Below are 11,461 nucleotides of genomic sequence, written 5' to 3' on the forward strand. Positions count from 1 at the left end.
TGTTCGCCGATACCTTCAGCTACAAGACCAGCGTGGATGGTGTCTATGCCGCCGGCGACATGCGCCGCGGCCAGTCGCTGGTCGTCTGGGCTATTCGCGAGGGCCGTCAGGCGGCCCGCGCCATCGATCTCGACCTCATGGGCGAGACCGCTCTGCCGCGCTGATCTGTTTGATCTGAATCAGAAAAAGGCCCCGGACAACCTCCGGGGCTTTTTTCTCAACGCCCACCGGGGTTTTCGATAATTGTTTCGGCCCGACCCAAGCCGAACGCATCCACCCGTCCCACCGGCGCATCGAGCATGTCCTCAAGCGCAAAACTGCGCGTTCCCGCCGTGGCCTGCCCCGCCACGATAAGATCGTTCGCCCTCTGCGCCGCACCGCCAAGGTCCTGCACGAAACTGGCCATCTCGACCAGCCGCATCTGGTCGAGCCCTTGATAGGGCGGCCGGACCATCCCGGCGGCATCTGTCCCCGCAAGCAGGTCGGCGACCTCCGAGGTGCTGCCCGACAGGCTGACCCGGCCACCGCCGCCCGAACCCATCGCCCTGTCGATATAAAAGGCCAGCTTGTCAGCGCCGGCCGCAGAAAAATGGATGCCGTCGCCCTTGCGCATATCCACGATATTGCCGTTCAGATCCGGCCCATCGGCGCTGTAGCCGCCATCTTCGCCCAGATAGCGGTCATAGGTCTCCACCCACGCCCCGCCAGCCGCATTGACCGCCGCCTTGTGGATGGAGGAAATCTGCGCCATGGCAGCCCCGTAGCTGGGCTGTTGCATCGGCGGCAATTCGAGCCAGACGACTTCCTTCCCGGCCGCGTTGATGTCGGCCAGAAACGCATCGATCCGGTCCCGATAAGCACTGCGCCACGGGTCCGACAGCGCCTCGGCCCCGTCGAGTGCCTGCCGGTCATTGATCCCGATGGCCACCACCGCGACATCGAAGCTGTCGGCGATCACCTCGTCCTCGATCGCCGCGTTCCAGTCGAAAAAATCGTTGCGTACAAAGCCCGACGATCCGACCGCCTGCTCGCGGACCGATATTTCGGGATTGTCCGCATAGAGCCGCTCCAGCGCTCGCGCCAGATCGACGGCCAGCGAATCCCCGAACACCGCTACCCGACGCGCATTGTCCGATTTTTCCACTTCGCTGGTTTCGGGCGGCTCGGCCTGCCGGGGTTGGGGCGCAGGCTGGGCCTGGGGCCGGGGCTGCGACGTGACCGGCTCTTGCGGCTGGCTCTGCTGCTCTTCATTCCCCGAACCGAACAGCACCTCGAACAGCGTGCGCGTGCTGCGCTCCTGCGCCAAAACGCCGGACGCCGAAAGCGCGAGCACCAGAAAAACAACTATGGAACGCCACATGACCATCAGCGGTTTCTAGTCCAATTCGCAGCACCCTCAAAGCGCCACCACTTAATTATTGAACGGCACTGGCCAGCAATCGATGCGCCTCGCGGGTCACGAACCCGTCAGCGACCAACCCCGCGTCTGCCTGAAACCGCGCATAGGCTGCCTGCGTCACCGGCCCGATATTGCCGTCAACCACGCCCCCGTAATACCCCAGCCGCGCCAGCATCGTCTGGATATCGATCCGCTGCTGGCGATCGGGAAATTGCGCGCCGCGTGGCCATGAAGCAACGAACGGCCCGGCGCCCTTGAGCCTGTCGGTCAGATGGGCGACCGCCATCGCGTAGGAATCGGAGAAATTGTATCCCTTGAACACCAGATAATTGCGCGTCATCAAAAATTTCGGCCCTGCAACCCCCGCCGGAACATAAAGGAAGACCTCGATGTCCAGATCGGTGAACTCTCGCCCCGCCACCCGTGCCACGCCCCGCTCGGCGAAAAAGCCTATGGTCCGAAAAGCCTCCCGATCGGCCAGCAGATAGTCGAACCCTTCGGGCACTTCGACCTCGAACCCCCAATCGAGACCGGGCCGATAACCCAGCCCGCGCAGATAATTGGCCGATGACGCCAGCGCATCGGCAAGCGAAGTATGCGGATCGACAACGCCGTCCCCGTCCCCATCCTGCCCATATTGCAGATAGGCGGTGGGAATAAGTTGCAGATGCCCCAGCGCCCCGGCCCAGGAGCCCACAAGTCCTTCCGCCGACCCCCGCGCCTGCGCGATCGCCAGAGCAGCGATCAGTTCGGCCTCATCCTCTGCCGCCCGCCCGCGCCGCTGATGGGCAAGCGTTGCAAGAGACGGGATGATCGGCTTGATGAGCGAGCGGTTGGACAGCACCGCGCCATAATCGGATTCCATCCCCCAGATCGCCGCCAGAACGTAAGGATCGACCCCATAGCGCTGCCCTACGGCATTCAGCAATCCGCCATTGGCCGCGACCGCCGCCCGCCCGCGCGCAATCCGTCCCGATCCGATCCGGGCATCGAGATACGCCCAGATCGGCGTCACGAATTCGGGTTGCCCGGAAATCAGAGACGGGATCGAAGGGTCGGGCGTGACCGGCCCCATGACCGCGCGATAGAAATCGCGGTCTATGCCATTGGCCACGGCAACCGCTTCCATCCGGTCCTTGAACGCCCCGAAGCTCTCGACCGGCTGCGCCAGACCCGCTCCGGCCAGCCCCAACCAGACGAAAATCGCTCCGATCAGAGAATGGAGGGCCGGTCGTTGCGCGTATCGAGATATTTTTCCCATTTATAGGCCATCTCCACGATTCCGGCGAGGTCGTCATGCTTGGGCACCCAGCCCAGCGCCTTGATCCGGTCGGCCCCCGCCACGATCGAGGCCGGATCGCCCGGCCGGCGCGGCCCGTGTTCGACGGGAAAATCGATCCCCGTCACCGATTTGACGGTCGAAATCACCTCATCGACCGAAAACCCGCGCCCATAACCGCAATTGACGGTGGTGCTTTCCCCGCCATCGCGCAGATGCCCGAGCAGCAACCCATGCGCCGCAACAAGGTCGGCCACATGGATATAGTCGCGCACGCAGGTGCCATCGGGCGTAGGATAGTCATCGCCGAATACGCTCATCGTCTCGCGATGCCCCAGCGCGGTCTGCACTGCCACCTTGATCAGGTGCGTAGCGCCCGCCGTCGATTGTCCCGAGCGCATTTGGGGGTCCGCGCCCGCCACGTTGAAATAGCGCAAGACCCCATAGGTGATCGGATGGGCCGCAGCCACATCGGCCAGCATCCATTCGCTCATCAGTTTCGAGCGCCCATAGGGCGAGACCGGCGAAAGGATTGCGTCCTCGGCCACCGGCTCGAGCCCCACCATGCCATAGACTGCCGCGGTCGATGAAAAGATGAAATGCTTGACCCCGCCCGCCACCGCGGCGGCAATCAGATCGCGCGTATTGGCCGTATTGTTCTTGTAATATTTGAGCGGGTTTTTCACCGATTCCGGCACGATGATCGAACCGGCAAAATGAATGATCGAATCAATTTCGTTTTCGGCAATGATTTTCGACACCAGCTCGGCATCGGCCACATTGCCTTCAACGAGCTTGACCCGATGATCGACCAGCCAGGAAAAACCGGTGGTCAGATTGTCGAGTACCACGACGTTCTCGCCCGCATCCGCCAGATGCAGCACCATATGCGAGCCGATATATCCCGCGCCGCCCGTGACCAGTATAGCCATGATTGTCCTTAAATCCGCTTATGCCCTCGCATGCATTGCTGGCATGCAACTGTCACCACAATCTTGCATTAAGACATTGAAACTGTCTTAGTTTATGTCAAAGCAATCGCAAGGGAGTATGAAGTGGTCCAGAGAGTCCGTACAGCCGTCTTTCCTGTCGCCGGCCTTGGAACAAGGTTTCTTCCCGCCACCAAAGCCATGCCCAAGGAGATGCTGACGGTCGTCGACAAGCCGGTCATCCAGTATGCCGTCGATGAGGCCCGCGAGGCGGGCATCGAGCATTTCGTTTTCGTCACCGGCCGCAACAAGGGTGTCATCGAGGACCATTTCGACCGTCAGTTCGAGCTCGAGGCAACGCTCGAGGCGCGCGGCAAGACCGAAGCCCTCGAACAGCTCCGCCGCGACCTGCCCAAGGCGGGCCAGTCGAGCTTCACCCGCCAGCAGGAACCGCTCGGCCTCGGCCATGCCGTATGGTGCGCCCGCGACATCGTCGGGCGCGAACCCTTCGCGCTCTTGTTGCCCGACATGATCTTCAAATCCTCTCCCGGCGTGCTCAAGCAGATGATGGACGCTTATGAAGAAACGGGCGGCAACATTATCGCGGTCGAGGAGTGTGCGCCCGAAGACGTCTCTTCCTATGGCGTCGTCGCCCGTGGCGAAGGCCCCGACAGCGGGTTCGCCATCACCGGCATGGTCGAAAAGCCCAAGCCCGAGGATGCGCCCTCAAACCTCATCATTTCGGGCCGCTACATCCTTCAGCCGGAAATCTTTTCCCTGCTGGGCGAGCAGACCGTGGGCACGGGCGGTGAAATCCAGATCACCGACGCCATGCACTACCTCATGGACCGCCAGCCCTTCATCGGCGTCAAATACGATGGACAGGTTTTCGATTGCGGCTCCAAGATCGGATTCCTGACCGCCAATGTCGCCTTCGCGCTCGACCGGCCCGATATTGCCGATGCGTTCTTGAGCGAACTCAAGACCCTGACCGGCGACACCCCGATCAGTATTGAAGACTGACGCCGCCGCTGATCCGGTGCTCGTCGCGGCTGGCAATCGCCGCGGCGGGGTCCTCGCGCAATCCATAATCATAGTCGAGAGTTGCACTGGTGTGCTGGCTGACCGTGAAATCGGCGCCAAGCCCCGCCGAATAGCTCCGGCTGGTCGCCGAGCCGTCCTCGGGCACTGCCCATTGCGCACCCGCCGATGCCCGCAGGGCGAGCCATGAATTGGCCCTGTGCCGGGCTTCAAGTGTCACCCCATAGGTCGCGCTAGCGCCAGAGTCGCCTTGCCCCGGAGCCAGTTCGGTATCGAGGCTCGCCATGAACTCGGTGGTTGTCGTGGGGCGATAGCCGACCGAAACGCCATAGAGCCATGTCTGCGCTTCGGGGATGGCATCGGCGTCAAACATCCGCCAGCCCGAGCCAATGGACGCCTCCAGCGTCACGACGTCGGACCAGTTTGTCGTGATGCCGCCACGCAGCTCGAAATCGTCGCCTGAGCGGCTGGCGCCCAGATCGGGATCGACCCCGTCGAACTCGGTCCGTCCCACAGCCCCCTGGCCGAACACCCCGACTATCGGGGTCAATTCATACGCCACCCTGAGCTCGCCGCCATAGCGGGTTGCGCCTTCATGGCTGTTGTCGATCACCGTGCCATCGGCCTGCAAGGCCTCGCCAACCCAGTCGCGCGCGATGTCACCGGCCCCGCTTACGGTAAAATTGCCGAACCGATGCGTGTAGCCGAGCCCGGCAGTACCCGAGACCGAAACCGGCGCGCTGGCCAGATCCGCCTCATCGGCACTTAAGCCGTCCGGCGCATCCTGGGACAGCGCAAGGTCGGCATTGAACGCCAGCCCCGCCGACGGTGAAAGCCTATGGACGACATCGGCCGACACATTAGCCGCGCCGACGCGCGCATCATCCGATTGCGGCGCAACCAGCGTCGCCGACGCGTTCAGCGCCAGATCGGTCGTCCCGCCGGAACGGGAATAGGAAACCGAGGGGATCGTCAGCATTTCAAACCGTTCGGTCGCCCCGCTGCGCACATAGGCGCCCCGCAGGGCAATTCCGTATCCCAGTTCGCCCCAATCGGCCGTATCGACCGGAGCCGCCACGGCAGGTTGCACCGGTTCCGAAGCGGGCGCCGCCTCTGGTGGCGCCGCGACAGCCGCACTGGTGGCAGGCTCGGGAGTTGAAAGCGGCAAGGGCGCGGCGGGCAAGGTGAAAGGCACGGCCAGATCAGGGGCGGGAAACTGACACAACGTCCCCGGCCGGCACCCCACGCCCAGCGACCCGCGCAACAGATCGGGATTGTCGGTCCCCGACCCGTCCCCTTGGGCAAGCGTCATTGAGGCACCAGCCAAAGCACCGGCACCCGCAAGGGTCAGGACGAGAATTGTTCGAGCACCAAAGGTCAATTTCACGGTTCCGGAAATTATGACCGGAGGCTTTCAACTTATGGTTAAGAAAGCTTTACCGGTGCTCACATTTCCTCGCATCCAAGGTCATCAAATTTGAAGCGGTTAAGGCCTTGGTATGACCTGCTTCCTATAGTGTCCCCATATTTGGACCTCGCGACCTGGCCCATCTTGGGCCATGGAGTTTTTGGCATGGATCTCGCCACGATTTTGGGCATCATCGCTGGTGCCGCCGTTATTGCTTTTGCCATTTTCATGGGCGGATCGTTTTCCGCGTTTGTCGATATCCCCTCGATTTTCATCGTCATCGGTGGCGGGTTCGCCGCCACACTGATCCGCTTTCCCCTCGCCGGAGTGGGTCAGGCCCTGGTCACCGGCGGGCGCGTCGCCTTCACCCACAAGAAGGTCGAGCCGCGCGAGTTGATCGAAAAGATTGCCCGGATGGGCGACATCGCGCGCCGCCAGGGCCCACTCGGCCTCGAAGGCATGGACTTCGACGAGCCCAATCTGCGTAAGGGCGCGCAATACATTGCCGACGCCTACGATCCCGATTTCATCCGCGAATCCATGGAACTCGAGCGCGACCAGTATCTCTCCCGGCTGAGCGAGGGCCAGCGCGTCTTCAAATCGCTCGGCGATGCCGCGCCGGCCTTCGGGATGATCGGCACGCTTGTCGGGCTCGTCCAGATGCTCGGGAGCATGGACGATCCCTCTGCGATCGGGCCGGCCATGGCGGTCGCGCTGCTGACCACGCTCTACGGCGCGATCATCGCCAATCTGGTGTGCCTGCCGATATCCGACAAACTGCTCGCCAAATTCAGCGTCGAGGAGATCAACCAGACACTCATCATCGATGGCATCATGTCCATCCGCGATGGCAAGAGCCCCAACCTGATTCGTGAAATGCTGGTTGCCTACCTGCCCGAACAGCAGCGCGAAGCCGACGAATCCCAGCTCAGGGCAGCCGCCTGACCATGGCACGCGCGAGCGCCGCAGCGCGCAAGAAGGACAACAAGTCCGAGGTCCCCGAATGGCTGGTGACCTTTGCCGATTTGATGTCGATCCTTGTCTGCTTTTTCGTGCTCATCATTTCGTTCTCCATCCAGGACGAGCGAAAGCTCCAGATCGTGGCCGGCTCGATGCGCGATGCGTTCGGGTTTTCCCAAACCATTGCCCGCGCCGGTGTGATCGAGCGCGAAGGCACGCCCCAGCGCGACTTTCTCAAGCTCGTGACCCAGGAACCAGACCAGAGCGACAGCCAGTTCGAAACCCAGGACCACGACGAAGCCGCCCAGCAGGGCCCCGAAGCGCAGACTTTCGAGCTTGAGCGCGCCGAACTCGAAACCCCAAGGCGCTTTTCGCTCGCCGCCGCCAGCATCGAGCAGGCCTGGCGCGAGAACCCGGTCATTACCGACATCACAGACAATCTCATTCTCGAGGAAACCGAGGAAGGGCTCAACATCCTGATCGCCGATCAGGAGGGGCGGCCCATGTTCGCCGAGGGGTCGCGATATCCCTTCGAGCACACACGCCAGGCATTGGCCACCATTGCCCCGGCCCTCCAGCGCCTGCCCAACCAGATCCGGATTTCCGGCCACACCGCCGCCGGGATTTCTTATGTCGATCCCGAATATGGGGCTTGGGAGCTCTCGTTTGACCGCGCCAACGTGTCCCGGCAGATCCTCGAGGAATTCGGCCTGTCGGCATCGCGGATCAAGGCGGTGGTGGGCCGGGCCGAAACCGATCCCTATTTCGCCAACGATCCCTATCTGGCTGCCAATCAGCGCATCAAGATCACAGTGCTCAACGAGGAACCGCCCGTTCCTGCCCAATGGGCGCCCTGAACCAGGTTCAGCCCACGGCTTCGACCTCGAGCAATCCGCCCCGCGCGCCTGTAATGCGCACATGCGATCCCGCCGGAAGCTCGGGACCTGACACCCGCCACAGCGTATCGTCGATCCGCACGCGCCCCACCCCGTCACTGATCGCTTCGACAAGCGCGGTTTCACGCCCCAGCAGCCGGGCGGTCCGGGCATTGATCAGCGGATCTTCGCTCGGCGGCGTATCGCCGTGGCGACGGCGCGAATAGGCCAGCCAGCTTGCGACCAGCACCACCGAGAGAACGCCGAACAGCCCCCATTGGATCGGCCAGCCAATCCCGATCTGGAACACCGTCAAACCGGTCAGAAGCGCCGCCCCGCCCAGCCACACCATGAAAACGCCGGGAACGAGAAGTTCGACCCCGAGCAGCACGAGCCCGAAGACCAGCCACGCCCAGCCCGCATTGTCTCCAATCAGCGCGATAAGATCCATGGCCTTAGCTTTCGCCGCGCGTGGCGGGTGGGCGCCCCGGTGCGTTGCGCCGTGGCGCTTCACCCCCGAATGCCTCGCGGGCGATCTCGGCAACACCACCCAGCGCGCCGATGACATTGGCGGCTTCCAGCGGCAGCATCAGCACCTTCTGGTTGGGCGCCGAGGCAATTTTTTCGAGCGCCTTGACGTAGTTGTTGGCGACAAAATAATTGATGGCCTGCACATCGCCCTTGGCAATCGCTTCGGAAACCATCTCGGTCGCCTTGGCCTCGGCCTCAGCCGACCGCTCGCGCGCCTCGGCATCGCGAAACGCGGCTTCGCGCCGGCCTTCAGCTTCGAGCACCTGGGCCTGCTTTTCACCCTCGGCCTTGAGAATTTGCGCCTGGCGCTGCCCTTCGGCCTCGAGGATCACGGCGCGCCGGTCGCGCTCCGCCTTCATCTGACGGCCCATGGCATCGACAAGATCGCGCGGCGGCTCGATGTCCTTGATCTCGATGCGCGTGATCTTGACGCCCCAGGGCGCCACCGCCGCATCGACCACCCGGAGCACGCGCGAATTGATCTCGTCGCGGTTTGACAGCAATTCGTCCAGATCGAGCGAGCCCATCACCGAGCGGATGTTGGTCATGGTCAGATTGAGCACGCCCTGTTCGAGATTGGAAATCTCATAGGCCGCCTGCGCCGCATCCAGGACCTGGTAGAACGTCACCCCGTCCGCCGTGATCGAGGCGTTGTCGCGCGTGATGACTTCCTGGTGCGGCACATCGAGCACCTGCTCCATCATGTTGAGCTTGCGCCCGATGCCGTCGATGAACGGAATGATGATGTTGAGCCCCGGCTTGAGCGTCCGCGTATAACGCCCGAACCGCTCGACCGTGTAATTGTGCCCCTGCGGCACGGTCTTGACCCCGGCCAGCAAAACCATCACGGCCAGAATGCCGATGACGATAAGAACTATCGAAAACCCGTCCATAATTCAGCCTTCCCACTTGCCCGACTCGAAAGGCCGGTCCCACGGCAAGGACTTTACGGTCGGGTCAGAGCGCTGACAATCGCGAGGTTGCCGCCTAGAGCCAGCCCGACAACTCGCGACGCACGACCCCTTCGATCATCGCCATGCCGTCCGGCGTATCGTTGAGGCACGGAATATAGGCGTAGCGCTCGCCCCCCGCATGCATGAATTCCTCCTCGCCCCCGATGGCGATTTCCTCGAGGGTTTCGATGCAATCGGCCGAAAAGGCCGGCGCGAGAATGGCAACCTTCTTGATCCCCTTGCCCGGCAGTTCCTTGAGCGTCTGGTCGGTATAGGGCTGAAGCCATTCGGTGGGTCCGAACCGACTCTGGAAGGTCAGCATGATCTTGTCTTTCGGCCAGCCGAGCTTTTCGCGCACCAGCCGCGTCGTCTTGTGGCACTGGCAATGATAGGGGTCGCCCTTGTCGAGATAGGTTTTGGGCATGCCGTGATAGGAGGTGATCACCAGATCGGGTTCGAAATCGAGCTTTTCGACCCCTTCCCTGATCGATCGGGCCAGCGTTTCGACATAGATGTCGTCCCCGAAATAGGCCGGGACGGTGCGCACGGCGGGCTGCCAGCGCATATTGGCCAGCGCCCGGAAGGCCTGATCATTGGCCGTGGCGGTCGTGGTTGCCGAATATTGCGGGTAGAGCGGAAACAGCAATATCTTGTCGCACCCCTGCTCCTGGAGCTTGCCGATAGCGCTTTCGGTCGAGGGATTGCCGTAGCGCATCCCGTATTCGACGATCACCCCGTCCGCAGCCATGGCCTGCTGGAGTTTTTCGGCCTGCCCGCGGGTGATCACCCGCAGCGGGCTTTCATCGGTCCGCTTGTCCCAGATCTTGGCGTAATTGGCCCCGGTCTTTTGCGGCCGGAACGTCAAAATGCCCAGATTGAGGATCGGCCACCACAGCCATTTGGGCGTCTCGATCACGCGCGGATCGGAAAGAAATTCCTTGAGATAGCGCCGTACGCTCCAGTAATCGGTTCCGTCGGGCGTCCCCAGATTGAGCAGCAAAACGCCGATTTTGCGCGGTTTGACGGGCGGATGATCGGGCGGCAGATGAGCGTTCATCGGGATCCTGAGAGGTGCGGATTGTGAGGTCTTTGTTCTTGTTGACGGGCACAATAGCGCCAAAGCCTGCCGGGGCAACACTTTGGCGAAAAGATGCGGCCATTTGCCCGCTCAATACGCGCCTTTGGTCCACCTAGATCGTCGCAAACAGCAAGATCATGCCAAACGCCATGACCAGCAGCGCACCAGCCATCTCCAGCCACCAGACCACCGATTCGCCCGCAGCGCCATGCCCGGTCAGCCGCAGGGCGCCGCCCTTGAGATAGACCGCAGCCGAAGCCAGCACCGCCACCGTTATCGCCGTTCCCAGACCCATGAGGAACGTCGCAGCGATTCCGGCGGCCAGAACATTCTGGCTCAACGCAAAGACCAGCACCACCAGCGCGCCCGAACACGGACGCAGACCGACCGAAACGACAACCCCAAGCGATTCCTTCCACCCGCCCCGCGCCTGCTGCGGCGTCACCACATGGTGGTCGCATGTGTGGTCGTCATGGTCGTGGTGATGGCCATGCGAATTGCCATGCGCGTGATGGTGTTTGTGGGGAAACACCAGCTTGCGCGCCGCCAGCCACGCCCCGAGCAGCGCCACCATCCCATAGGAGATGATTTCCATCCACCACGCCGCCCGGCTCATGGCCATCGAGGTCAGTTGCAACACGCTCGCGGCAACCACAACGAACGCCACCGCCACCGCCGATTGCATCATGGCGGCAAGAAAGCTCAGAACGATCCCGCGCCGCAACTGGCGTTCATTGGCCAGCACATAGGACGAGATCACCACCTTGCCATGCCCCGGTCCGGCGGCATGGAAGATGCCATAGAGAAAACTCAAGCCCCCCAGCAGCCAGAAGGCGTTCCCATCGGTCCGCAATGCACCCAGCGCCGACGTCATCGTCCCGTAAAAGCGCCGCTGCTGCTGGCTGACCCAGCCGAAAAACCCGCCCTGCGTGGGGACCAGCGAAGTCTCGGGCGGGGGCGCGGAAAACGGCGATGCCGGCCGCTGGGCCGTCGCCTCGCCGATCGCAT

General features: G+C 62.6%; 11 protein-coding genes and 1 pseudogene. 4 read left to right on the top strand and 8 right to left on the bottom strand.

Translation table 11 applies throughout. The annotated features are described in order from the left end of the window. Positions 1-164 (top strand): annotated as a pseudogene (gene gltD / locus AACZ55_RS13215) (glutamate synthase); the annotation flags it as partial. A 53-nt stretch (positions 165-217) separates the two neighbouring features. Here the strand turns inward: gltD and AACZ55_RS13220 are convergent. From AACZ55_RS13220 to galE, 3 genes are read right to left on the bottom strand one after another with little or no spacing between them, the layout of a single operon-like run. Beyond that, positions 218-1,366 carry a DUF459 domain-containing protein gene (locus AACZ55_RS13220; protein WP_339646786.1) on the bottom strand — a complete coding sequence of 383 codons (1,149 nt, stop codon included), beginning with the start codon at positions 1,364-1,366 and terminating at the stop codon, positions 218-220. 49 nt (positions 1,367-1,415) lie between these two features. Further along, positions 1,416-2,660, bottom strand: a complete 1,245-nt coding sequence (locus tag AACZ55_RS13225) for a lytic murein transglycosylase (RefSeq protein ID WP_339646788.1) — start codon at positions 2,658-2,660, stop codon at positions 1,416-1,418. Further along, positions 2,612-3,610: a UDP-glucose 4-epimerase GalE gene (gene galE / locus AACZ55_RS13230; protein WP_339646790.1), complete on the bottom strand. Its 999-nt coding sequence runs from the start codon at positions 3,608-3,610 to the stop codon at positions 2,612-2,614. The genes AACZ55_RS13225 and galE overlap by 49 nt, the downstream gene beginning before the upstream one ends. Positions 3,611-3,733: 123 nt before the next feature. Between galE and galU the strand changes: the two genes are divergently transcribed. Then, positions 3,734-4,630, top strand: coding sequence for a UTP--glucose-1-phosphate uridylyltransferase GalU (galU, locus tag AACZ55_RS13235; RefSeq protein ID WP_338609250.1), 897 nt, complete (start codon positions 3,734-3,736; stop codon positions 4,628-4,630). Here galU and AACZ55_RS13240 read toward each other — a convergent pair. Continuing rightward, complete coding sequence (locus tag AACZ55_RS13240; RefSeq protein WP_339646792.1) at positions 4,614-5,960, bottom strand: outer membrane beta-barrel protein; 1,347 nt, start codon at positions 5,958-5,960, stop codon at positions 4,614-4,616. The genes galU and AACZ55_RS13240 overlap by 17 nt on opposite strands. Before the next feature lie 261 nt (positions 5,961-6,221). Between AACZ55_RS13240 and AACZ55_RS13245 the strand changes: the two genes are divergently transcribed. Beyond that, the gene (locus AACZ55_RS13245; protein ID WP_339646795.1) at positions 6,222-7,001 is read left to right on the top strand and encodes a MotA/TolQ/ExbB proton channel family protein; all 780 of its coding nucleotides are present in this window, start codon (positions 6,222-6,224) and stop codon (positions 6,999-7,001) included. A 2-nt stretch (positions 7,002-7,003) separates the two neighbouring features. Next, positions 7,004-7,873: a flagellar motor protein MotB gene (locus AACZ55_RS13250; RefSeq protein ID WP_338609245.1), complete on the top strand. Its 870-nt coding sequence runs from the start codon at positions 7,004-7,006 to the stop codon at positions 7,871-7,873. Between the two features lie 7 nt (positions 7,874-7,880). Here the strand turns inward: AACZ55_RS13250 and AACZ55_RS13255 are convergent, their stop codons facing one another. From AACZ55_RS13255 to AACZ55_RS13270, 4 genes are all read right to left on the bottom strand, one after another. Further along, positions 7,881-8,342, bottom strand: coding sequence for an NfeD family protein (locus AACZ55_RS13255; RefSeq protein WP_339646798.1), 462 nt, complete (start codon positions 8,340-8,342; stop codon positions 7,881-7,883). A 4-nt stretch (positions 8,343-8,346) separates the two neighbouring features. Beyond that, on the bottom strand, positions 8,347-9,315 hold the full coding sequence (locus AACZ55_RS13260; protein WP_338609241.1) for an SPFH domain-containing protein: 969 nt from the start codon (positions 9,313-9,315) through the stop codon (positions 8,347-8,349). Between the two features lie 94 nt (positions 9,316-9,409). Further along, entirely contained in the window at positions 9,410-10,432 is a 1,023-nt protein-coding gene (gene hemH, locus AACZ55_RS13265) for a ferrochelatase (protein WP_339646802.1), read from the bottom strand. Between the two features lie 133 nt (positions 10,433-10,565). After that, the coding region (locus AACZ55_RS13270; protein WP_339646805.1) for a nickel/cobalt transporter at positions 10,566-11,461 on the bottom strand (896 nt) is incomplete at its 5' end.

It is taken from the genome of uncultured Pelagibacterium sp. (genome assembly GCF_963972885.1).
GTDB lineage: Bacteria > Pseudomonadota > Alphaproteobacteria > Rhizobiales > Devosiaceae > Pelagibacterium > Pelagibacterium nitratireducens.

Coding starts and splice junctions, on each gene's coding strand:
- AACZ55_RS13220 (WP_339646786.1), bottom strand. CDS start 1,366: ATGGTCATGTGGCGTTCCATAGTTGTTTTTCTGGTGCTCGCGCTTTCG.
- AACZ55_RS13225 (WP_339646788.1), bottom strand. CDS start 2,660: ATGGGAAAAATATCTCGATACGCGCAACGACCGGCCCTCCATTCTCTG.
- galE (WP_339646790.1), bottom strand. CDS start 3,610: ATGGCTATACTGGTCACGGGCGGCGCGGGATATATCGGCTCGCATATG.
- AACZ55_RS13240 (WP_339646792.1), bottom strand. CDS start 5,960: ATGACGCTTGCCCAAGGGGACGGGTCGGGGACCGACAATCCCGATCTG.
- AACZ55_RS13245 (WP_339646795.1), top strand. CDS start 6,222: ATGGATCTCGCCACGATTTTGGGCATCATCGCTGGTGCCGCCGTTATT.
- AACZ55_RS13250 (WP_338609245.1), top strand. CDS start 7,004: ATGGCACGCGCGAGCGCCGCAGCGCGCAAGAAGGACAACAAGTCCGAG.
- AACZ55_RS13255 (WP_339646798.1), bottom strand. CDS start 8,342: ATGGATCTTATCGCGCTGATTGGAGACAATGCGGGCTGGGCGTGGCTG.
- AACZ55_RS13260 (WP_338609241.1), bottom strand. CDS start 9,315: ATGGACGGGTTTTCGATAGTTCTTATCGTCATCGGCATTCTGGCCGTG.
- hemH (WP_339646802.1), bottom strand. CDS start 10,432: ATGAACGCTCATCTGCCGCCCGATCATCCGCCCGTCAAACCGCGCAAA.